The 19,681-nt window shown below is 65.9% G+C and carries 25 protein-coding genes; 22 read left to right on the forward strand and 3 right to left on the reverse strand.

All coding sequences use genetic code 11. The annotated features are described in order from the left end of the window. The first annotated feature begins 73 nt into the window (after positions 1-73). The 5 genes from AVS7_RS25400 to AVS7_RS00170 all read left to right on the forward strand — a co-directional run bounded on the left by AVS7_RS25400 (position 74) and on the right by AVS7_RS00170 (position 3,372). Entirely contained in the window at positions 74-670 is a 597-nt protein-coding gene (locus tag AVS7_RS25400) for a hypothetical protein (RefSeq protein WP_369799068.1), read from the forward strand. Then, positions 667-1,239 carry a D-glycero-beta-D-manno-heptose 1,7-bisphosphate 7-phosphatase gene (gene gmhB, locus AVS7_RS25405; protein ID WP_020226472.1) on the forward strand — a complete coding sequence of 191 codons (573 nt, stop codon included), beginning with the start codon at positions 667-669 and terminating at the stop codon, positions 1,237-1,239. Before AVS7_RS25400 ends, gmhB begins: the two co-directional genes overlap by 4 nt. 64 nt (positions 1,240-1,303) lie before the next feature. After that, on the forward strand, positions 1,304-2,044 hold the full coding sequence (locus AVS7_RS00160; RefSeq protein ID WP_020226473.1) for a 1-acyl-sn-glycerol-3-phosphate acyltransferase: 741 nt from the start codon (positions 1,304-1,306) through the stop codon (positions 2,042-2,044). 4 nt (positions 2,045-2,048) lie between these two features. Continuing rightward, on the forward strand, positions 2,049-2,960 hold the full coding sequence (locus tag AVS7_RS00165; RefSeq protein ID WP_020226474.1) for a M48 family metallopeptidase: 912 nt from the start codon (positions 2,049-2,051) through the stop codon (positions 2,958-2,960). A 13-nt stretch (positions 2,961-2,973) separates the two neighbouring features. Continuing rightward, positions 2,974-3,372, forward strand: coding sequence for a rhodanese-like domain-containing protein (locus tag AVS7_RS00170; RefSeq protein ID WP_020226475.1), 399 nt, complete (start codon positions 2,974-2,976; stop codon positions 3,370-3,372). Positions 3,373-3,441: 69 nt separating this feature from the next. Here AVS7_RS00170 and lysM read toward each other — a convergent pair whose 3' ends face one another. Beyond that, a complete protein-coding gene (gene lysM, locus AVS7_RS00175; protein ID WP_020226476.1) occupies positions 3,442-3,930 on the reverse strand; it encodes a peptidoglycan-binding protein LysM in 489 nt (162 codons plus the stop codon). 164 nt (positions 3,931-4,094) lie between these two features. Between lysM and AVS7_RS00180 the strand changes: the two genes are divergently transcribed. Further along, positions 4,095-4,874 carry a type III pantothenate kinase gene (locus AVS7_RS00180; protein ID WP_020226477.1) on the forward strand — a complete coding sequence of 260 codons (780 nt, stop codon included), beginning with the start codon at positions 4,095-4,097 and terminating at the stop codon, positions 4,872-4,874. On the opposite strand, the gene AVS7_RS00185 is transcribed toward AVS7_RS00180, so the two are convergent. Next, entirely contained in the window at positions 4,856-5,518 is a 663-nt protein-coding gene (locus tag AVS7_RS00185; RefSeq protein WP_020226478.1) for a TetR/AcrR family transcriptional regulator, read from the reverse strand. The genes AVS7_RS00180 and AVS7_RS00185 overlap by 19 nt on opposite strands. Before the next feature lie 72 nt (positions 5,519-5,590). Beyond that, on the reverse strand, positions 5,591-6,052 hold the full coding sequence (locus tag AVS7_RS00190; RefSeq protein WP_020226479.1) for a phasin family protein: 462 nt from the start codon (positions 6,050-6,052) through the stop codon (positions 5,591-5,593). Positions 6,053-6,208: 156 nt separating this feature from the next. On the opposite strand from AVS7_RS00190, the gene rfbB reads away from it, so the two are divergent. Genes rfbB through AVS7_RS24210 form a run of 16 tightly spaced genes read left to right on the forward strand, consistent with a single transcriptional unit; the run spans position 6,209 to position 19,668 of the window. Further along, positions 6,209-7,270: a dTDP-glucose 4,6-dehydratase gene (gene rfbB, locus AVS7_RS00195; RefSeq protein WP_020226480.1), complete on the forward strand. Its 1,062-nt coding sequence runs from the start codon at positions 6,209-6,211 to the stop codon at positions 7,268-7,270. Continuing rightward, the gene (gene rfbD, locus AVS7_RS00200) at positions 7,267-8,157 is read left to right on the forward strand and encodes a dTDP-4-dehydrorhamnose reductase (protein WP_020226481.1); all 891 of its coding nucleotides are present in this window, start codon (positions 7,267-7,269) and stop codon (positions 8,155-8,157) included. The genes rfbB and rfbD overlap by 4 nt, the downstream gene beginning before the upstream one ends. After that, entirely contained in the window at positions 8,158-9,045 is an 888-nt protein-coding gene (gene rfbA / locus AVS7_RS00205) for a glucose-1-phosphate thymidylyltransferase RfbA (RefSeq protein ID WP_020226482.1), read from the forward strand. Between the two features lie 6 nt (positions 9,046-9,051). Then, positions 9,052-9,597, forward strand: a complete 546-nt coding sequence (gene rfbC, locus AVS7_RS00210; protein WP_024000686.1) for a dTDP-4-dehydrorhamnose 3,5-epimerase — start codon at positions 9,052-9,054, stop codon at positions 9,595-9,597. Next, positions 9,594-10,751, forward strand: a complete 1,158-nt coding sequence (locus AVS7_RS00215) for a DUF1972 domain-containing protein (RefSeq protein WP_020226484.1) — start codon at positions 9,594-9,596, stop codon at positions 10,749-10,751. Before rfbC ends, AVS7_RS00215 begins: the two co-directional genes overlap by 4 nt. 27 nt (positions 10,752-10,778) lie before the next feature. After that, complete coding sequence (locus tag AVS7_RS00220) at positions 10,779-11,726, forward strand: glycosyltransferase family 2 protein (RefSeq protein ID WP_024000687.1); 948 nt, start codon at positions 10,779-10,781, stop codon at positions 11,724-11,726. A gap of 43 nt (positions 11,727-11,769) precedes the next feature. Next, a complete protein-coding gene (locus tag AVS7_RS00225; RefSeq protein WP_020226486.1) occupies positions 11,770-13,488 on the forward strand; it encodes a GspE/PulE family protein in 1,719 nt (572 codons plus the stop codon). After that, positions 13,481-14,683: a type II secretion system F family protein gene (locus AVS7_RS00230; protein ID WP_020226487.1), complete on the forward strand. Its 1,203-nt coding sequence runs from the start codon at positions 13,481-13,483 to the stop codon at positions 14,681-14,683. Before AVS7_RS00225 ends, AVS7_RS00230 begins: the two co-directional genes overlap by 8 nt. A gap of 24 nt (positions 14,684-14,707) precedes the next feature. Further along, positions 14,708-15,151, forward strand: a complete 444-nt coding sequence (gene gspG, locus AVS7_RS00235; protein WP_024000689.1) for a type II secretion system major pseudopilin GspG — start codon at positions 14,708-14,710, stop codon at positions 15,149-15,151. A gap of 39 nt (positions 15,152-15,190) precedes the next feature. Beyond that, positions 15,191-15,673 (forward strand): prepilin-type N-terminal cleavage/methylation domain-containing protein, encoded by a 483-nt coding sequence (locus AVS7_RS23405; RefSeq protein ID WP_024000690.1) that lies wholly within the window; start codon positions 15,191-15,193, stop codon positions 15,671-15,673. Further along, positions 15,670-16,092, forward strand: coding sequence for a prepilin-type N-terminal cleavage/methylation domain-containing protein (locus tag AVS7_RS00245; RefSeq protein WP_020226490.1), 423 nt, complete (start codon positions 15,670-15,672; stop codon positions 16,090-16,092). The genes AVS7_RS23405 and AVS7_RS00245 overlap by 4 nt, the downstream gene beginning before the upstream one ends. Continuing rightward, complete coding sequence (locus tag AVS7_RS00250) at positions 16,089-16,697, forward strand: prepilin-type N-terminal cleavage/methylation domain-containing protein (RefSeq protein ID WP_024000691.1); 609 nt, start codon at positions 16,089-16,091, stop codon at positions 16,695-16,697. Before AVS7_RS00245 ends, AVS7_RS00250 begins: the two co-directional genes overlap by 4 nt. After that, positions 16,658-17,614: a general secretion pathway protein GspK gene (locus AVS7_RS23410; RefSeq protein WP_020226492.1), complete on the forward strand. Its 957-nt coding sequence runs from the start codon at positions 16,658-16,660 to the stop codon at positions 17,612-17,614. Before AVS7_RS00250 ends, AVS7_RS23410 begins: the two co-directional genes overlap by 40 nt. Continuing rightward, entirely contained in the window at positions 17,604-18,605 is a 1,002-nt protein-coding gene (locus AVS7_RS00260; protein WP_024000693.1) for a PilN domain-containing protein, read from the forward strand. Before AVS7_RS23410 ends, AVS7_RS00260 begins: the two co-directional genes overlap by 11 nt. After that, positions 18,602-19,159 (forward strand): type II secretion system protein GspM, encoded by a 558-nt coding sequence (gspM, locus tag AVS7_RS23415; protein WP_024000694.1) that lies wholly within the window; start codon positions 18,602-18,604, stop codon positions 19,157-19,159. Before AVS7_RS00260 ends, gspM begins: the two co-directional genes overlap by 4 nt. 14 nt (positions 19,160-19,173) lie before the next feature. Then, complete coding sequence (locus tag AVS7_RS24210) at positions 19,174-19,668, forward strand: hypothetical protein (protein ID WP_024000695.1); 495 nt, start codon at positions 19,174-19,176, stop codon at positions 19,666-19,668. Positions 19,669-19,681: the final 13 nt, after the last annotated feature.

A 19,681-nucleotide genomic window follows, 5' to 3' on the forward strand; every position in this document is an offset into this window, starting at 1 on the left:
CGGGGCGGCCCTTGCGCGGCGGCCCTCGCGTGGGGAGTGCCCTTTGCATGCGTTGTGAACGGCGCTCGGCGACGTGGGTTCATTGACCAGGACTGATGCGGCCCGGCGGCGCACCGCCTGGCTGCTGTTCGCCCCGCTGGCCGCCGTGGTCGGCGTGCGTTGGGTGCTGGCCTGGCTGGAGGACCGCGCCACGCCGTCCCCCGCCTGGCCGCTCGCGCCCTTCGTGGGCACGCAGGACCCGCTGGGCTGGCTGCACCCCCTGGGCTGGGGCGTGGGCGTGGCGCTGGCGCTGCTGGGCCTGGGTTGGGCGGCATGGCGGTGCTTCGGCGCGCGGCCGGTGCGCCGGGTGCTGGGCGCAGCCTGGGTGCTGGCGTGCCTGGCCGCCTGCGCGGCGCAGATCGGCCGCCACGTGAACCTGCGCGCATTGCAGCCGCAGCCGCCCGTGCTGGCCGAGGTGCTGGGCAGCCGTGCGCAGCCGCCCTCGCTGCGATCGGTAGGCGGCACGCTGCTGGTGCTGCGGCTGCAGGGCGAGGACGCAGTGCAGCAGGTGCTGGCCGAGGACCCCGCCACCGCGCAATGGCGCGCGGGCCAGCGCCTGCGCGTGCACTGGGCCACGGGGCGCGCCACGGGCCGCTACGTTACCGGGCTGGAGCCGATAATCGCGCCATGAAACTCGCCATCCTCGACCGCGACGGCACGCTCAATGCCCTGGGGGACGGCTTCATCGCCTCGCCGCAGGACTGGGAGCCGCTGCCCGGCGCGCTGGAGGCCGTGGCGCGCCTGAACCAGGCCGGCTGGCACGTCGTGGTGGCCACCAACCAGCCGGGCCTGGGCCGCGGGCTGTTCGACACCCAGGCGCTGGTGGCCATCCATGCCAAGCTGCACCGCCTGCTCGCCAGCCTGGGCGGGCGCATCGACGCGGTGTTCTACTGTCCGCATGCCGAGGGCGAGGCCTGCGCCTGCCGCAAGCCCGCTCCGGGGCTGATGCAGCAGATCCAGGAGCGTTACGGCGTGGAGGGGTCGCAGATCCTGGTCGTCGGTAGCTGTCTGGCGCATCTGCAGGCAGCGGCCGACCTGGGCGCGCAACTGCACATGGTGTGCACGGGACGCTCGGCCCACCTCGATGCCCACCAGGGCCTGCCGCCCGGCTGGCCGCCGGGTACCCGGGCGCATGCGAGCCTGGGGGATCTGGTGGACTGCATCGCATCGCAGGGGCCGCCTCCGCCGAATGCTCCTTGATCGATAGCTGCCTGCGCTTGCCTGATAAGCGCTGGAGCGTGAAAACAATTACATCTGTTCACCCATGGCCCTGATCCGTTCCGTCCTCCACCTGCTGGTGATGATCGTCACCGTGATCCCCTACACCTGCGCCATCCTGTTGGTGCGGCTGCTGGGCGGCGGCCCGGCCGCGCGCTACCGGGTGGCGCGCGCCTGGCTTGCGCTGTGCATCGACGCGGCCCGCGTGCTGCTGGGCATCCGCACGCGCATCGCGGGCATGGAGCATTTGCCGCAGGGGGAGACGCAAGGCGCGGTGCTGCTGGTCAAGCACCAGTCCACCTACGAGACCTTCCTCATGCCGGCCATCATGCCCCACCCCCTGGCCTACGTGTTCAAGAAAGAGCTGCTCTCCGTGCCCTTCTTCGGATGGTCCATCGGCAGCCTGGACATGATCCACATCGACCGCGGCCAGCGCGCGCGCGCCTTCGTCAAGGTGCTGCAGCAGGGGCGCCGGCTGCTGGCCAAGGGCACCTGGGTGATCATGTTCCCTGAGGGCACGCGCACCGCGCGCGGCGAGAAGGGCGAGTACAAGAGCGGCGGCACGCGCCTGGCCATCGAGGCCGGCGTGCCCGTGGTGCCCATCGCCGTCACCTCGGCCAAGGTCTGGCCGCGCAAGGCCTTCATCAAGCGCCCGGGCGTGGTGGACGTCTCCATCGGCCGGCCCATTCCCAGCGAAGGCCGCAAGCCGGACGAGCTGATGGATGAGGTCGAGGCCTGGATCGAAGCCGAAATGCGCCGCCTCGACCCCGAGGCGTACCGGGACTGACGCCATGCAGCGGCTGGTGCAGCTGGCGCTGGACTTCTGGAACGGCAGCCAGGAGATAGAGCCGAATCGGCCTCCAGCGCCCGCCCATCAAGCGCAGGAAGCTCCTTTAAAGGGAGCAAAACCCGCGCCCGCCGAGCCGCTGGCCGGCCTGCTCGCGCCCGCCGTCTTCCGCCATCCCGAAGCCAACCGCGAGGTGCTGCTGGGCGAGGCATGCGTCGCCTACCGGCTCGCGCGCGCGCGGCGGCGCAGCATCGGCTTCACCGTCGGCCCCGAGGGGCTGTCCGTGCGCGCCCCCGCCTGGGTCACGCTGGCGGGAGTGGATGCCGCGCTGCGCGACAAGGCCGCGTGGATCGTGCGCAAGCTGGGCGAGCAGCAGGCGCGCCAGCAGCGCCTGGAGAGCGCGCGCATCCAGTGGGGCGACGGGGCGGTGCTGCCCTACCTGGGCGAGCCCTTGCACGTGGTGCTCGACCCCGCGCACCGCTTCGCCGGGCGCGGCGGCGCGCTCGTGGCGTCGGCGCCGGGCGTGCGCGAACTGCACGTCGCCCTGCCGCACGGCGCCGCGCCCGCGCAGGTGCGCGACGCGGTGCAGGCCTGGCTGATGCGCGAGGCGCGCCAGCGCTTCACCGAGCGGCTGCAGCACTTCGCGCCGCTGCTGGACGTGCGCTGGACGCGGCTGCGCCTGTCCAGCGCCCAGACGCGCTGGGGCAGCGCGCGCGCCGACGGCTCCATCTGCCTGAACTGGCGCCTGATGCACTACCGCCCGGCCATCATCGACTACGTGGTCGCGCACGAGCTGTCGCACCTGCGCGTGATGGACCACAGCCCGCGCTTCTGGGACACGGTGGGCACGGTGGTGCCAGACTATGCCGTGCTGCGCGCGCACCTGCGCGAGCAGCCTGCCCCTCCATGGGATTGAACAGGAGACCGCTATGACGAACGATGGCTACGCGGGCGACGTAAGCCCGCAACTGGCCTGGCAATGGGTGCAGGCCGGCGAGGCCGTGCTGGTGGACGTGCGCACCGATGCCGAGCGCGACTGGGTGGGCTTCGTGCCCGGCGCCGTCGCCGTGGCCTGGAAGCAGTGGCCGGGCATGGCGCTGAACCCCGACTTCGACGCGCAGGTCCGCGCCGCCGTGCCGCCCGGCACCAAGGCCGTGCTGCTGTGCCGCAGCGGCGTGCGCTCGGTGGCGGCGGCGCGCCGCGCGGCGGCGCTGGGACTGGAGGCCTACAACATCCTGGGAGGCTTCGAGGGCGACGCCGACGAGAACGGCCAGCGCAACCGGCGCGGCGGCTGGCGCTTCCACGGCCTGCCGTGGCGGCAGACCTGATGCTCCCAAAAAAATAGCTGCCAGCGCTTGACCATCAAGCGCTGGCAGCCGTTTTGGCTTGAAACCTGATTACTTGGCCAGCGGCGGGATGCGCAGCTTCTGGCCGGGGTAGATCTTGTCCGGGTGGGTCAGCATGGGCTTGTTGGCCTCGAAGATCACCGGGTACTTGTTGGCGTCGCCGTAGAACTTCTTGGCGATGGCCGAGAGCGTGTCGCCGCGCACCACGTCGTGGTACTGCGCCTCGGGCTCGGGGTTGGTGACAGCCATCTGGTTGTCCACGCTGGTCACGCTGGCCACGTTGCCGCAGCACAGGGTCACCTTCTCCTTGACGGCCTGGGTGGGGGCGGTGCCCGTCACCGTCACCTTGCCGTCGGGGCCCTCGAAGGCCACCTTGACGTTGCTCACGCCGAGGTTCTGCGTGGCGATGTAGGTCTCGATGGCCTGGCCCGCCTTGGCGTTGAGCTCGGCCTGCGTAGGCGCGGCGGCGGCCGCGGCCTGGGCTTCCTTGCCGCCGAACAGTTTTTCGCCGGCTTCCTTGATGAAACTGAACAGACCCATGGTTCACACTCCTTTTTGAGGTTGCAAGAAACGATGCAGCGCCGACTGTAGCGGCTGCGGGAGTGCGCGGCATGTCGGACAAGGACGGGCCATACCATGGTTGACAATTCGTCGCATTGGGCGGGCGCTGGGGCCTTCCGGCAAAACTCGGGATAATCCGCGCCATGACTTTCCTGGCCATCGACGTGGGCAACACCCGCCTCAAGTGGGCGTTGTTCGATGCGGCACAGCCCGGCGCCGCCATGCGCGCGCATGGGGTTGAATTTCTGGAACACATCGAACGCCTGTCGGAAGGCCCCTGGGCCGAGCTGCCCGCTCCCACCCACATGCTGGGCTGCGTGGTGGCAGGCGATGCGATCAAACGCCGGGTGGCCGAGCAGATGGAGCTGTGGGACGTGCCGGCGCGCTGGGTCGTGCCCTCCAGCGAGGAGGCGGGCGTGGTCAACGGCTACGACCACCCCACGCGCCTGGGCGCCGACCGCTGGGTGGCCATGATCGGCGCGCGCCACCGCATGCTGGCGCGCGGCCCGGCGCGGCCGCTCATCGTGGTGATGGTGGGCACAGCCGTCACCGTGGAGGCGCTGGATGCGTCCGGGCGCTTCCTCGGCGGCCTGATTCTGCCGGGCCACGGCATCATGCTGCGCGCGCTGGAGACCGGCACCGCCGGCCTGCACGTGCCCACGGGCGAGGTGCGGCCCTTCCCCTCGAACACCAGCGACGCGCTCACCAGCGGCGGCACCTATGCCATCGCCGGCGCGGTGGAGCGCATGTACCAGCACCTCCTCGCGCACTGCGGGCAGGAGCCCGTGTGCATCATGGCGGGTGGCGCAGGCTGGAAGATGGCGCCCAGCATGGTGCGTCCCTTCGAGTTGGTCGAGAACCTGATCTTCGACGGCCTGCTGGAGATCGCCGCGCGGCGTTTCGTTCAGACCCCGGCCCTGTAGGCGCCGGCCAGGTGCGCCAGGTGCGCATGCTGCTCGGGCTCCAGGTAGGGCATGAGCAGCCCCAGCGCATGGTGCGCGCCCCGCAGCAGCGCCGCCTGGGCGCTTTCGGGCTCCAGGGCGCGGCGCGGGTCGCGCACGTATTCGAAGCTCAGCCAGTAGGTCAGCACCACCACCATGCTGGTGGCGGTGGTCTGCAGTTCGTCTTCGTTCCCGATGCTGAGCGTGCCGCTGCGGCCCATGCCGAGCAGCAGCTGGCGCATGGCTTCGGTCTTGGCCTGCAGCGCGGCGGGGAACTGCGCCTCCAGCACGCGGTTGTGGGTGACCAAGTGGTTCACGTCACGGTAGAGGAAGCGGTACTGCCAGATCAGCTCGAACAGCGTGTGCATGAAGAACCAGGCGTCCTCCACGCCCGCCACGTCGCCGCTGGCGGGCAGCAGGGCGCCCAGCTCCTCCTGGTAGCGCGCGAACAGCGCGTTGACCAGCCCGTCCTTGGCAGGGTAGTGGTAGTAGAGGTTGCCGGGGCTGATGCCCAGTCCGGCCGCGATGGCCGTGGTGGAGACATTCGGTTCGCCGAAGCGGTTGAACAGCCCGAGGCTGGCCTCCAGGATGCGTTCGGCGGTGCGGCGGGGTGCTTTTCGCGCCATGGGCTGTCTCCTCCCATCGTCGTGATGGGGTCTGACTCTACCCGCGCCGTGCGGGCTTGCGTACCCGGGTTTTCAGTCGTTGTCGCCCGCGGTGTTGCTGCGGCGCCGGGGCGCCGCGCGCGGGGCGGCCGCACGCTCGCGCGCCAGAGCCTGCTCCAGCGCGTCGACACGTTCGCGCAGCGCCTGCAGCTCGCCGGCCGTGGGCACGCCCAGGCGCTGCAGCGCCTTGGAGACACGCTCCTCGAAGATGCCCTCCAGCCGGTCCCACTGACCGGCCGCGCGCGCGCCCAGGCCCGAGGCCAGGCTGCCCACGCGCTGCGCCGCTTCGCTCCACTGGGCCTCGGTGGCGTTCTGGGTGTTGCGCTGCAAGGCCACGCCTTCCTGCACCAGCGCCTTGAAGACCTTGCCGCCTTCCTCCTGCGCCTTGGCGAAGGCGCCCAGCCCGGCCAGCCAGATCTGCTGGGCCGAATCGCGCGCCATGCGCGGCAGCTCGCCAGCGGGGGGCGGGGCGTCGTCGTGGCGGGAGCGGGGCATGGGCAATCCTTGTGCGTGGTGGAGCGCGCATTGTCCGGGCAAGGCGGGCGGTCCCGTGTAGGTTGCAGCCACTAATCGGACGCTGTTACAAGGCTAGGCGGCCCGATGGGATAATCAGCGTTTTGCCCCGGCGGCAGACGTTTTTCTAGCAAACCCATGATTCTGGTAACAGGCGGCGCAGGCTTCATCGGCGCCAACTTCGTGCTCGACTGGCTGGCGCACCATGCCGAGCCCGTGGTCAACCTCGACAAGCTGACCTATGCGGGCAATGTGCATAACCTGGACAGCCTGCGGGGCGACGCACGCCACGTGTTCGTGCAAGGCGACATCGGCGATACGGCCCTGGTCGAGCGCCTGCTGGCCGAGCACCGCCCGCGTGCCATCGTCAACTTCGCCGCCGAATCGCACGTGGACCGGTCCATCCACGGCCCGGGTGAATTCATCCAGACCAACGTGGTCGGCACCTTCAGGCTCCTGGAAGCCGCAAGGCACTACTGGCAAGCGCTGGGTGCTACGGAAAAGGAAGCGTTCCGGTTCCTGCACGTCTCCACCGACGAGGTGTACGGCACCCTGGCGCCCGATGCGCCCGCCTTCACCGAGTCGCACGGCTACGAGCCCAACAGCCCCTACAGCGCCAGCAAGGCCGCCAGCGACCACCTGGTGCGCGCCTGGCACCACACCTACGGCCTGCCGGTGCTCACCACCAACTGCAGCAACAACTACGGCCCGCTGCACTTCCCCGAGAAGCTCATCCCGCTGATGATCGTCAACGCCCTGGCCGGCAAGGGCCTGCCGGTGTACGGCGACGGCATGCAGGTGCGCGACTGGCTCTACGTCAAGGACCATTGCAGCGCCATCCGCCGCGTACTCCAGGCCGGGCGCGTGGGCGCAACCTACAACGTCGGCGGCTGGAACGAGAAGCCCAACATCGAGATCGTGCAGACCATCTGCGCGTTGCTCGACGAGCTGCGTCCGCGCGCCGACGGCCAGCGCTACGCCCGGCAGATCACCTATGTGACCGACCGCCCCGGCCACGACCGCCGCTACGCCATCGACGCGCGCAAGATCGAGCGCGAGCTCGGCTGGAAGCCTGCCGAAACCTTCGAGACCGGCATTCGCAAGACCGTTCAGTGGTACCTGGACAACCCCGCATGGGTCGAACAGGTGCAGACGGGCGCCTACCGCGAGTGGGTGTCCCAGCAATACGAGGCAGCATGAACATCCTGCTCTTCGGCAAAGGCGGCCAGGTCGGCTGGGAACTGCAGCGCAGCCTGTCCGTGCTGGGCCAGGTCACGGCGCTGGATTTCGACAGCCAGGAACACTGCGGCGATTTCAGCAATCCTGCGGGCATCGCCGACACCGTGCGCGCCCTGCGCCCCGACGTGATCGTCAACGCCGCTGCCCACACCGCCGTGGACAAGGCCGAAAGCGAGCCCGATCGTGTCCGCCTGCTCAACGCCACCACCCCCGGCGTGGTGGCCGAGGAGGCCGCGCGCCTGGGCGCATGGCTGGTCCACTACAGCACCGACTATGTCTTCGACGGCAGCGGCTCCCGCCCCTGGGTGGAAACCGATACGCCCGCACCCCTGTCCGTCTATGGACGCACCAAGCTCGAAGGCGAGCAATTGATCCAGCAATCCGGCTGCAAGCACCTCATCCTGCGCACGAGCTGGGTGTATGCCGCGCGCGGCGGCAACTTCGCCAAGACCATGTTGCGGCTGGCGCAGGAGCGCGAGCGCCTCACTGTCATCGACGACCAGTGGGGAGCGCCCACGGGCGCCGACCTGCTGGCCGACGTGACGGCCCATGCCATCCGGCACTTGGCGCGCAAGCCCGAGGACGGTGGCTTGTACCACTGCGTAGCGGGCGGGGAAACCACTTGGAATTCCTATGCAAAATACGTTGTAAGCCACGCTAGGAAAGCGCAGACAGCTATCGAAATAAAAGCAACCGAGATTGCGCCGGTGCCTACTAGCGCCTTCCCTACGCCAGCCGTGCGGCCCCACAACTCGCGGCTGGACACCAGCAAGCTGCGGGTCACCTTCGGGCTTACGCTGCCCCCGTGGCAGCAAGGCGTGGCGCGCATGCTCACCGAGATTCTCTGAATGACCATTCCACGCAAAGGCATCATCCTCGCCGGCGGCTCCGGCACGCGCCTGCACCCGGCCACGCTGGCCATCAGCAAGCAACTGCTGCCGGTCTACGACAAGCCCATGGTCTATTACCCGCTGAGCACCCTGATGCTCGCGGGCATCCGCGACATCCTCATCATCAGCACGCCGCAGGACACGCCGCGCTTCGCGCAGCTGCTGGGTGACGGCAGCCAGTGGGGGCTGAGCCTGCAATACGCTGTGCAGCCCAGCCCGGACGGCCTGGCGCAGGCATTCCTGATTGGCGAGTCGTTCTTGGCTGGCAGTTCCAGTGCTCTGGTGTTGGGTGACAACATCTTCTACGGCCACGACTTCCATGAACTACTTGCGCATGCACAGGCGCGCACGCAAGGAGCGAGTGTTTTTGCCTATCACGTACACGACCCCGAGCGCTATGGCGTGGCTGAATTCGATGCATCCGGCAAGGTGCTGTCGCTGGAAGAAAAGCCCGCGAAACCCAAGAGCAACTATGCCGTCACGGGACTCTATTTCTACGATGGCCAGGTGGTGGAACTGGCACGGCAACTCCAGCCATCGCCACGTGGCGAGCTCGAAATCACAGACCTAAACCGGCTTTATCTGGAACAGGGCCTGCTCAGCGTCGAGATCATGGGGCGGGGCTATGCTTGGCTGGATACGGGAACGCACGACAGCCTGATGGAGGCGAGCCAGTTCATTGCTACGTTGGAGCATCGCCAAGGGCTGAAGATCGCCTGCCCTGAAGAAATTGCATGGCGCCATGGCTGGATCGACAGTGCCCATCTTGCACAACTGGCCCAGCCATTGACCAAGAACGGCTATGGCCAGTATCTGCAGCGCCTGCTGAACGAGAAAGTGTACTAAGCCGATATGCGTGCTACCCGACTTGCCATTCCCGATGTGGTGCTTATCGAGCCGAAGGTCTTTGGTGACAGCCGAGGCTTCTTCTACGAGAGCTTCAACCAGCAGGCGTTCAACGAGGCCACTGACACAAACCATCGGTTCGTGCAGGACAACCACAGCCGCAGCAGCAAGGGTGTGTTGCGTGGTCTGCATTACCAGACGTCTCCCAAGGCGCAAGGCAAGCTTGTGCGTGTGGTACGGGGAGCCGTTTTCGATGTGGCCGTGGACATCCGCAAGGGCTCGCCCACCTTCGGCCAGTGGGTGGGAGCGGAGCTGACCGAGGACAACCACTGCCAGCTCTGGGTGCCCCCGGGCTTGGCGCACGGCTTCCTGGTGCTCTCGGAGTCGGCCGACTTCCTCTACAAGACCACCGACTACTACAGCCCCGAGCACGAGCGCTGCATCCGCTGGGACGACCCGCAGCTCGCCATCGGCTGGCCCGACCTTGGCGTGGCCCCGCAACTGTCCGCCAAGGATCAGGCGGGTCGCGCGTTCGCCGAGGCGGATCTTTGACCCAGGCGTGTTCCACCGGGGCGCAGCCGCCTGCGCTGCGGATCGCCATCCTGGGCACGCGGGGCATTCCGGCGGGCTATGGAGGGTTCGAGACCTTCGCTGAGCAACTGGCCACCCGGCTGGTGGCACGGGGCCATTGCGTTACGGTGTATGCCGAGGCCGATGGCGTGGCACCCGGTGCCGACAGCGACCATCTGGGCGTGCGGGTGCGTTACCGGCGCCGTCCCCGCTGGGGAGCCGCGTCGGTGCTGGCCTACGACTGCGCCTGCCTGTGGGATGCGCGCAAGGGGTACGACCTCGTGTATATGCTCGGCTACGGCGCCGCCTGGGCCTGCTGGTGGCCCCGACTGTCCGGCGTGCCGGTGTGGATCAACGTCGATGGGTTGGAATGGGCGCGCAGCAAATGGAGCGCCGTGGCGCGCATCTACCTGCGCGCGATGGAATGGGTGGCCAGCCGCGCCGCCACGCGGACCATTGCCGACGCGCAAGCCATCGCGGACCGGTTCCGGTCCCTCTATCCCCGGGGGGCGCCCTGCAGCTTCATCGCCTATGGCGCCGAGCTCGTGCAGGAGGCCCAACCGGCCATGCTCGCCCGCTGGGGCCTGCAGCCCTACCGCTATCTGCTCGTGGTGGCGCGGCCCGAGCCGGAGAATCACATCGAGGAGATCATCCAGGGCTGCCTGCTGCATGGCGGGCCGTGGCCACTGGTGGTGGTGGGCGGTGTGACCGGCGCCACGGCCTATCAGCGGCGCCTGCTGTCGATGGCGGGTGACAAGGTGCGCTTCGTCGGCGGGATCTACGACGCGGACCAGCTCCAGAGCCTGCGCGTGCATGCGGCCTGCTACTTGCACGGCCACTCCGTGGGGGGGACGAACCCGTCCCTGCTCGAAGCGCTCGCGTGCGGCAACTGGGTCTTCGCGCACGACAATCCTTACAACCGCGAAGTGGCCCGCGATGCCGCTGCCTATTTCGACACCCCGGAGCAGCTTGCCCGAAGCCTGGACCAATGGGCTGCATCCGCCGACGGGCAGCGGCCCGAACGCAGCCGCCGCGCACGGCAGCGCATCGCGGAAAGCTACACCTGGGAAGGGATCACGGACGCCTACGAGGCGCTGATCCGCTCCGAATGCGGCGCCCGCGCGGCGCATGCGTGACTTCTGGCCGTGTAGGAAAATCGCCCCATGAAGTCAACTTGCGTGGATCTGCTGCTGGCCACCTACAACGGCGCCAGGCACCTGGGCGCGCAGTTGGACTCCCTCCTGGCCCAGACGCACCAGGACTTTCGCCTGCTGGTCAGCGACGATGGCTCCACGGACGGGACGCTGACCCTGCTCGAAAGCTACAGGGCGCGGTTTGGCGGGCGGCTGGTGCTGGTGCCCAACGCCGCGCCGGGGCGCGGCACGGTGCGGAACTTCGAGAACCTGATGCAGTCCAGCCTGCGGGACGCCCAGGCCGGCTGGGCGGCGTTCTGCGACCAGGATGACATCTGGCTGCCCCGCAAGATCGAAGCCACCCTGGCGGAAATGCAGCGCCTCGAAGCGCGGGCGGGCGAGGGCGCTGCGTGCGTCGTGCATTCGGATCTGGTGGTCGTGGACTCTGCGCTGAACGTCGTTCACCCTTCCTTCGTGCGGCACCAGCGGTTCGACCCGGCGAACTGCACCGCCGACGCGCTGTTGAGCATCAACCAGGTGACCGGATGCGCGATGATGGTGAACCGCGCGCTGCTGCAGACGGCCCTGCCGCTGCCAGCCGCGGCGGTCATGCACGACTGGTGGTGCGCCCTGCTCGCGGGCAGTGGCCACCGGTCGTTCCTGGACGAGCCGCTGGTGCTGTATCGGCAGCATGGCGCGAACCAGCTGGGCGCCAAGGGGCGGACGCTGCGCAACCGGCTGGCCCGGCTGGTTGCGGATGCCCCAGGGGTGCTGCGCCGGGTGCGCGCACTGGGGCAGGCCACCCGCGCCCAGGCCCTGGCGCTGCGCGAACGGCTGGACAGCCTGGGGCGGGACGGTGGGTATGTGGAAGACTACCTAGCTTGGCGCGGCCGGCCCTTGTGGCGGCGGCTTGGCGGGCATCGGCGGTATTACGCCGGGCCTGCGCTGGACCGGTGCAGCCGTCTGCTGTTCTGGTAGGCATGGGGTATGACGTTGGCGAAGCTGGATAAAGGCGTGCGTGATGAATCAATTGGCTGAAACGGAAACCGTGCAGGAGAACGCCGCGGCCACGCCCAGGCTCGGTGAGATGCTTCTGGCGGAGCAAAAGCTCTCCCGCAATGATCTTGAGCGGGCCCTGGAAGTCCAGCGCTCGATGGGCGGGCGCATGGGGCGCCTGCTGATCAGCCTGGGGCTGGTGTCGGAGGTGGACGTCTATGCCGCGCTGGCCCGGCAGGCCGGGCTACCGCTGGTGCGCCTGGAGGCCTTTCCGCAGGACAGGCCCAACACCGCGCTGCTCAACACGAGCTTTCTCCTGTCCAACAACCTGCTGCCGCTGGGCGATGTCGAGAGCGAGGGGTCCATTCCGGACTTCGTATCGGCGGACCCTCGCAGCCCGGCCCTCCACAGCGCGCTGACCCTCGTGTTCGGGCGCGTGCCCAACCTGTATTTCGGGCTGGAGTCGGAGATCGCCACCCGGCTGGGCGAGTGGTTCCTCGAGGATGACGCGCAGGCGGATGAGGCGGAGGGCGGCCAGGCCGAGGCATCGGAATTCATCGAGCACCTGCGCGACATGGCGTCGGAGGCGCCCATCATCCAGCGCGTGAACCACATCCTTTCGCAGGCCGTGGCGGCGCAGGCATCCGACATCCACATCGAGACCTACGAAGACAAGTCCGTCGTGCGCATCCGCGTCGATGGGGAAATCTTTCCCATCGAGGAAATCGACAACAAGGATGCGCCAGCCGTCGTCTCCCGCATCAAGATCCTCTCCCAGCTGGACATCGCCGAGCGGCGCATGCCCCAGGACGGCCGCACCAAGATCCGCGTGCATGGCAAGGAGATGGATTCGCGCGTCTCCACCGTGCCCACCATGTTCGGCGAATCGGTGGTGATGCGCCTGCTGGAGAAGAACTTCGACCTGCTCTCGCTCGAAAGCCTGCAGTTCACGCCGCCCACGCTGCAGGCCATGCGCAAGCTGCTCAGCGTGCCGCACGGCATCCTGCTCGTGACGGGGCCCACCGGCTCCGGCAAGTCCACCACGCTATATGCCTCCATGCAGGAGATGGAGGGGCAGAACCTCAAGATCCTGACTGTCGAGGACCCGGTGGAATACCGGCTGGAGTGGCTCAACCAGGTGCAGGTCCAGCCCCAGATCGGGCTGACTTTCGCCAAGGTGCTGCGCTCCTTCCTGCGGCAGGACCCGGACGTCATCATGATCGGCGAAATGCGCGATGGCGAGACGGCCGAGATCGCCGTCCAGGCCGCGCTGACGGGCCACCTGGTGATGTCCACGCTGCACACCAACAGCGCGATGGGTGCCATCGTCCGGCTGATTAACATGGGGGTGGAGCCCTATCTCATCACAGCGTCCGTGGTCGGCGTGCTGGCGCAGCGGCTGGTGCGCCAGTTGTGCAAGGAGTGCAAGACGCCCCTCTCGCAGGACCAGGCACGGGCGGCCGCGGCATCCCTAGGGATGGTGCTGGAGGAGGGGAGGACGCTCTACGGGCCGGTCGGTTGTCCGCACTGCCGCGGCACGGGCTACCGGGGGCGGCTGGCCGTCCATGAATTGCTCCTGCTCACGGAAGAAGTCAAGCGGCGGGTGCTCGAAGAGGGAACGGCCGTGACTGGCGTCGACAGCGCTTACGTGGGAGGGAACTTGCTGAAAGACGGTGCCACCAAGGTCTTTCAAGGCTTGACGACGGCAGAGGAAGTGCTGCGCGTTGCCCGTCAAAATGACTGAATTCCACTACGCCGGAACCACCGCCGATGGCAGGCCATGCCAGGGCACCGTGCGCGCGCCCAACGCAGAGACTGCCCGGCTGCGGCTGATCGGCCAGGGCATCACTCCGGTGCGCTTCGCCGAGGGCGCGGCGGAGCAGAAGGCTGCGTCCGATCAGGGCGTGAAGCTCAAGCGGGCGGACGTGCTGCTGTTCAGCCGCGAGATGTCCCATCTCAAGCAGGCGAACATGCCGCTCGACAAGGCGCTGGGCATGCTCAAGGAGACAGCCAATACGGACCGGCTCAAGGCCTTCATCTCGAAGGTGGAGGAGGGGGTACGCGCGGGTAAGTCGCTCTACCAGTCGCTGCTGCCGTTCGAAAAGGAGCTGGGGCGCCAGTATCTGATCCTGATTCGTGCGGGCGAGGCGTCCGGCTCGCTGCACGTCATCCTCAAGGAACTCACGACGCAGCTGGAAGCGGAGGATAAGCTCAGGAACTACATCATCTCGTCCATGATGTACCCCATGATCCTCCTGGTGGTCGCGGTGTTGTCCGTCGTGCTGCTGCTGGCATTCGTCGTTCCGCAATTCCGGGACATCTTCGATTCCATGGGCGATGCGCTGCCGTACTCGACCAAGCTGGTCATTGACGTCAGCGACTTCCTGCGATTCCATTGGATGGCGATGCTGGCTGCGCTGGCCGCCGTGCTTTGGCTCGTATCCCGCTGGGTGGCAACGCCGTCGGGGCGCATGAAGCTCGATGGCGCGCTGCTGGGGCTGCCCCTTATGGGCAGGGTGCTCCAGAACCTGCAATTCGCGATCTACTTCCGCACCTTCGGCGTGCTGCTGCAGCGCGGCGTGCCCATGATCGATGCGTTGCGCATCTCTATCGACACGCTGACGAACACCGTCCTGCGCAGCGACATGGAGCCGCTGGTCGGCGTGGTCAAGGCGGGCCGCAGGCTCTCCTCGGGCTTCGTGTCCCGGTATTTCGCCAAGACCAGCACCCCCCAGTTGATCCGCGTCGCGGAAGAAACCGGGCAACTCGATGCAACCTTGTTGGGCTTGGCGGATCGGTATGAAGACGAAGGCCGGCGCACCATGGGCCGCGTGCTGGCCACGCTGGAGCCCCTCATCATCATTTTCCTGGGGATGATGGTCGCCTTTATCATCGTCGCGATATTGGGCGGCGTTCTGTCGATCAATGACACCATTTAAAGATTGTTTCCAAGGATTCCATACATGAAAAAACAGCAAATTGCTTATCTAGGGGGTTTTCAAAGGCCCCGATCCATGGGCTTCACGCTGATTGAACTGTTGGTGGTGCTCGTCATCCTGACTTTGCTGGCTGGCCTTGTCGGGCCCAAAGTGCTGGATCAATTGGGGGGGGCGAAATCGAAGACTGCCCGGGTTCAGATCGCCGAAATCGAACAAGGGGTTGATCTGTTCAAGCTCGACGTTGGGCGGTACCCGACTGATGCTGAAGGGCTGCGCGCGTTGGTGGATCGCCCCGGGGCAGCGTCGGGCTGGAACGGCCCCTACCTGAAGAAAGGGCTGCCTGCCGATCCTTGGGGTGGTGTCTATCAATACAAGCTGCAAGGCCGGCACGGCGGTCCTGACATCTTCTCGCTGGGCGGTGATGGCCGGCCGGGTGGTGACGGCGAGGATGCAGACGTCTTCAACTGACGCGGGACTTCAGGATCGGGCTACTTTGCCTTTATCTTCATGAGCCGTCGTTTTTTGTCAAAGGCAGGGCAAGCCGGTTTCACGCTGTTGGAACTGCTGGTCGTGCTTTCGCTGGCGGCCATGGCGGCGACATTGGTTGGTGGGGGTGCGCAGTCCTTCATGGAGCGCTCCCGCTACCACCAGACAGTTCGCGATGTGGCCACGCAGCTCGGACGTGCTCGGGCATTGTGTGTCCAAGAGGGCCGCACGGTAGTCGTTGCCTATGATCCGCAAGTGCGCCAACTGATCGTCGATGGTCAGCGTCGCTTGAATATCCCGCCATCGTTGCAGGTTAATTGGGAGCCCCTGCGGCTGCAACGCAATGAGCAAGCAGGGCCGCATCAGACTGTCTTCATATTCAATGCCGATGGCGGTGCCAGCGGCGGGCGGTTTGCTGTATCCCGTGACGGTGGCCAAGGGGTCGCATTTCAGGTGAACTGGCTGCTTGGTACGGTGGAGCAGGCAGCTGCCGTTGCATCATGAGCATGAAACAGCGTTCGCGGCGGGCCGGTTTCCTGGTCTGCGCAGGTGGATTCAGCCTGCTCGAAGCACTGGTCGCAATGGCGATTGCGTCCATCGCATTCGCAGCGTTGTACAGAACCGTGGGCCAAGGTTCCAAGAACGTGGTGGATGTTCAGTCGCGTGTGCAGGCTGCGTTGGTGGTGCGATCTGTTCTGGCTTCGGCGATTTTTGCGGAAGACCTGGTTCGGCAGCCTGCGGGGCAATTGGGGGCTTGGCAATGGAACATCCGGGTGGAGCCTGAACAGATTGCCGTGAGCGAGGACTTCGGCCAACCTGAAAGCCCGCCTTTGCGGGTCGCAAGGGTGACAGTGAGCGTTGCACAGGAGGGTAAATCCGTCCTGGTCTGGACCGCTCGGAAGCCGTATGGGGCGATGCAATGAGCCGTATGTTCCGGCAGCAAGACGGCTTTACGTTGCTTGAATTGCTGATAGCCCTCATCGTGACGACCGCCGTGGTGGGGCTGGTATTTGCGGGCTTTGGTGTTATAGGACGCACCGAGGATCGCAACCAGCAAATGATTGACCGAGCCGAACGGATGATGGTGGTGAGCCAATGGCTGGGTCGCAAATTCGATACGTTGCGCCTGCTTGTCCGGCAGGACGCCAATGCCATGGTGAACTTCTTTGTGGGTAATGCCGCGGGAGCGATGTGGGTTGCCCCTTTGCCGGAGCAGGGCAATGATGGCGGACTTTATGTATTCCGTTCAACACCTTTACGCCACGAGGATGGCCGGGTGGATTTGACGGTTGAGGTTCTTCCTTACGACGGTGCTGCGATGGCACTGGATTGGGGTCATTCCCGGCGTGCCACGCTGCTGGCCGATGTCCGGACTCTGCAATGGTTCTACCAGGACGGCAGTACCGGACAATGGGCCCAGCAATGGGACGCCTCCATGCGACGCTTCCCCGCTCGCATCCGGATAGAACTTGCCGATGCGCAAGGCGCATGGCCGCCGCTGATCTTTGCGTTGTCGAGGGCGCGATGAGCCTTGGCTTAAAGAACAAGCGAGGCACTGCGCTGGTGCTGGTGCTCTGGTTGGTGGCGGCGCTTTCCCTGCTGGTGCTAGTCAGCGCGAGCAGCATACGGCAGCAAACGCAGAGAGTGTCCGTCGATCTGGAACGCTTGAGGATGGAACTGGCGCTCGACACCGCATTGCAACTGGGCGTGCAAAAGCTCATGGCTGATCGCAGTGCTGCAGGCCTTTACCGCCGCCAGCGCCTTCAATTGGATGAGAATACCATTCAAATAGAAATCATTCCTGCCTCGGGATTGGTGGACGTGAATGTTGCCAGCGACGCGCTTTTGCAAGCCTTGCTTGAAAGAGCGGGAGGAATGACCTCTGGTGAAGCAGTGATCATGACTGCACGTATTAGAGATTACATTGATCCGGACAGCGAGCCGGGAGGGGTGGGCGGAGCAGAAGCACCGCAATACCGTGCGGCTGGCAAGCCGACAGGGCCTAAGAATGGGGGGTTGGATGACCTGTCTGAGCTGAGAATGGTCCTTGGGATGACCCCTGAGCTATATGAGATAATTTCCCCTTACTTGGCAATCAACGGGCAGTCACGTATCCAGATCGATGCAGCGCCTCCGTCGTTGATCGATGTGCTCTCGGGCCAGCAAGGGCTCGGCGAGCGCATCCACTCATCCCCCCCTGAATCACGCGAAAGCGAGCTCATGGCCGGTCCCGCGGCAGAATTTTTCTCTGTGGGTCAAAGCGGCGCAGGCGCGGTGAGAATGCGTGTCTCCATTCAGGCTGATGGCGGGCGCTGGTGGCAGCGTGAGGCATGGATCGATCTGAGCGCACGTCCTGACTCGTTGACGCCTTGGACAACGCTCTCGCTGGAACCTACGCGTCGAATGAACAGCCCAGAGAACAGGAACTCAACCCATGGCAGATAAAGGCGAGTTTCAGCATCGCATATCCACCGCTCTGGATCGGCTCGCCTGGGGGGTTGGCGATTGCAGGCAACTGCTCATCAAGCGCGGATGGTGGCCCGTGCTGGCGCAGCCTATAGTGTCCTCAGACTCGGTTCGCTGGTCGCTGGCGGGCGACTGGCTGCGCTCCAGACCTAACAACCGCAAGGCGACAGGCTTGCTCATACCGGAATCCGAATGCCTGTGGGGCTCTCTCAGATACGCGGATATGCCCAGCCGCGCTCTGGGCCCTGCCGTGCAGGAGGCTATGTGGCGTGTGTCGCCCTTGCCGCCCGATCAGATCGTCGCGGCGTGGCGCGCTGCTCCTGATCCTGCCGGAGGATGGTTGGTCGAATGGGGTATCTGCCGGCGTAGCATCCAAAACGAGGCGCTGGCGCAGCAAGCGTTGGATGCTGCGACTCCCGTTTACTTAGCCCGGCAAGGACGTGCTCTGCCTGTACGCAACGTGAATTGGCAGGCGTTGCGCAAGCGGCAATGGTGGATGAATGGATTGGGGTTGGCAGTGGTGCTCATCATTGCCGCTGCGTTCACGGTGCCTGCGCTTATGCCGTTGATTCTGAAACGCCAGGCCGTCGTGTCGGCTGTTCGGCACGTCAGCGAGGTCGAGCCCAATGCCGCACCTTTGCGTCTGCAGCTGGATGAGCTGCGTGCGCAGACTCTGGTGGCAGAGGATTTGCGGGCTGGCTCCAGCACGGCCCTGCCCTTGGCCAACGTGATTGACAAACTTTCTGAAATTCTTCCTGACGATACTTGGCTAGACCGTATCGAAATCAACGGCAACAGCATACGTATCACTGGGCTGACAGCCAATGCCGTCGAACTCATCGCGCGCCTGGGCCGGCAGGCGATGTTTGCCGACGTAAGAGCCACCTCGGCCAACGTGCGCGACAACGCGCTCAACAAGGAGCGCTTCGCTTTCGAAATGCGCTGGCGTGGTGAGGAGGCAAAGCCATGAATACTTGGACGCGTCGGGCTGTCGCCGCGGCACTGCTCTGTGCGTTGGCAGTGCTGGTATGCATGGCCCTTGCTTACCATGTGCTTTGGAATCGTTACGACAGCGCGCTGGAACTGCTCGAATCCCGCAGCGAGCGGCTCGATGGTGTTGTTAGTGCTGGGTCTGACATTCAGGCCTTGCTGGACAATGTGCATAAAAGCGTGAGCCCTCTGATCCATCCAGGTGGTGAAAGTGCGCAGAACGAAATACAGCAACAATTGCGCGAGCTCATCTCTTCGTCCGGTAGCACGCTCGTTTCTTCGCAGGTAGCTGTTGAGCCGGGGGGGGATGGCAAGCTTGCACGCGTTCGCCTGACAGCGACTGTCACTGGCGAATGGACCAAGCTCCTACGCTTTATGGGGACGCTGCAGACGCATACTCCTGCCTTCTGGGTGCGTGCAGCCAGCATATTGCGCGAAGGCTCCAACACCGGGGCGTCAGGCCAGAACGGCCGCATCACTCTCCAGCTTGAAGCGCCTGTGGCGTCTGTGACGTCAGAAAACAAAAAGCCATGAAGGGGAATCGATCGATGACAGACCCCAAGCCCTGGCTTCTGGGCCCCGTCCTTGCTGCTGTGGCCTTGGCCGCGAGTGCGTATTGGTGGCATACCCAGAAGGCGATGTGGACCCCGCCGCCCGAGCGCAGGCCTGAGCTGCCCGCATTCGCTTCCTTACCTGGCCCACAAGGTGCTGCTGTCCAGCATGCACAGGAGCGCCCAGTGCTCTGGGCATCGCGCCGGCCACCCCAAGTGGTCGAAAAGAAGAAGGACGAGGCCGCCGACAGCCTTGCACAGTCGCGCCTCATGGCGGTGCTGGAGTCGGGCCCGAATCGGGTGGCCGTGCTGCAGCAGCCCGACGGAAAAAAACTCAAGCTCACCACGGAAACCAAACCGTGGAGCATCGAATCATTCGATGGCCGCAAGGCCGTGTTCCTGTCTACCGACAACCGGCGCATAGAGCGGCTGCTGGAAGCGGGTGCCACCCCGCCGAAAGCTCCCGCGCCGGTGCGCGCGCGCCGGCCGTGAGCCGGGACGCGCC

It is taken from the genome of Acidovorax sp. MR-S7 (assembly GCF_000400995.2).
GTDB lineage: Bacteria > Pseudomonadota > Gammaproteobacteria > Burkholderiales > Burkholderiaceae_C > MR-S7.

Excerpts from the sequence above, each read along its gene's own strand:
- gmhB (WP_020226472.1), top strand. The coding sequence starts at position 667 with ATGAAACTCGCCATCCTCGACCGCGACGGCACGCTCAATGCCCTGGGG.
- AVS7_RS00160 (WP_020226473.1), top strand. The coding sequence starts at position 1,304 with ATGGCCCTGATCCGTTCCGTCCTCCACCTGCTGGTGATGATCGTCACC.
- AVS7_RS00165 (WP_020226474.1), top strand. The coding sequence starts at position 2,049 with ATGCAGCGGCTGGTGCAGCTGGCGCTGGACTTCTGGAACGGCAGCCAG.
- AVS7_RS00170 (WP_020226475.1), top strand. The coding sequence starts at position 2,974 with ATGACGAACGATGGCTACGCGGGCGACGTAAGCCCGCAACTGGCCTGG.
- lysM (WP_020226476.1), bottom strand. The coding sequence starts at position 3,930 with ATGGGTCTGTTCAGTTTCATCAAGGAAGCCGGCGAAAAACTGTTCGGC.
- AVS7_RS00180 (WP_020226477.1), top strand. The coding sequence starts at position 4,095 with ATGACTTTCCTGGCCATCGACGTGGGCAACACCCGCCTCAAGTGGGCG.
- AVS7_RS00185 (WP_020226478.1), bottom strand. The coding sequence starts at position 5,518 with ATGGCGCGAAAAGCACCCCGCCGCACCGCCGAACGCATCCTGGAGGCC.
- AVS7_RS00190 (WP_020226479.1), bottom strand. The coding sequence starts at position 6,052 with ATGCCCCGCTCCCGCCACGACGACGCCCCGCCCCCCGCTGGCGAGCTG.
- rfbB (WP_020226480.1), top strand. The coding sequence starts at position 6,209 with ATGATTCTGGTAACAGGCGGCGCAGGCTTCATCGGCGCCAACTTCGTG.
- rfbD (WP_020226481.1), top strand. The coding sequence starts at position 7,267 with ATGAACATCCTGCTCTTCGGCAAAGGCGGCCAGGTCGGCTGGGAACTG.
- rfbA (WP_020226482.1), top strand. The coding sequence starts at position 8,158 with ATGACCATTCCACGCAAAGGCATCATCCTCGCCGGCGGCTCCGGCACG.
- rfbC (WP_024000686.1), top strand. The coding sequence starts at position 9,052 with ATGCGTGCTACCCGACTTGCCATTCCCGATGTGGTGCTTATCGAGCCG.
- AVS7_RS00220 (WP_024000687.1), top strand. The coding sequence starts at position 10,779 with ATGAAGTCAACTTGCGTGGATCTGCTGCTGGCCACCTACAACGGCGCC.
- AVS7_RS00225 (WP_020226486.1), top strand. The coding sequence starts at position 11,770 with ATGAATCAATTGGCTGAAACGGAAACCGTGCAGGAGAACGCCGCGGCC.
- AVS7_RS00230 (WP_020226487.1), top strand. The coding sequence starts at position 13,481 with ATGACTGAATTCCACTACGCCGGAACCACCGCCGATGGCAGGCCATGC.
- gspG (WP_024000689.1), top strand. The coding sequence starts at position 14,708 with ATGAAAAAACAGCAAATTGCTTATCTAGGGGGTTTTCAAAGGCCCCGA.
- AVS7_RS23405 (WP_024000690.1), top strand. The coding sequence starts at position 15,191 with ATGAGCCGTCGTTTTTTGTCAAAGGCAGGGCAAGCCGGTTTCACGCTG.
- AVS7_RS00245 (WP_020226490.1), top strand. The coding sequence starts at position 15,670 with ATGAGCATGAAACAGCGTTCGCGGCGGGCCGGTTTCCTGGTCTGCGCA.
- AVS7_RS00250 (WP_024000691.1), top strand. The coding sequence starts at position 16,089 with ATGAGCCGTATGTTCCGGCAGCAAGACGGCTTTACGTTGCTTGAATTG.
- AVS7_RS23410 (WP_020226492.1), top strand. The coding sequence starts at position 16,658 with ATGGCCGCCGCTGATCTTTGCGTTGTCGAGGGCGCGATGAGCCTTGGC.
- AVS7_RS00260 (WP_024000693.1), top strand. The coding sequence starts at position 17,604 with ATGGCAGATAAAGGCGAGTTTCAGCATCGCATATCCACCGCTCTGGAT.
- gspM (WP_024000694.1), top strand. The coding sequence starts at position 18,602 with ATGAATACTTGGACGCGTCGGGCTGTCGCCGCGGCACTGCTCTGTGCG.
- AVS7_RS24210 (WP_024000695.1), top strand. The coding sequence starts at position 19,174 with ATGACAGACCCCAAGCCCTGGCTTCTGGGCCCCGTCCTTGCTGCTGTG.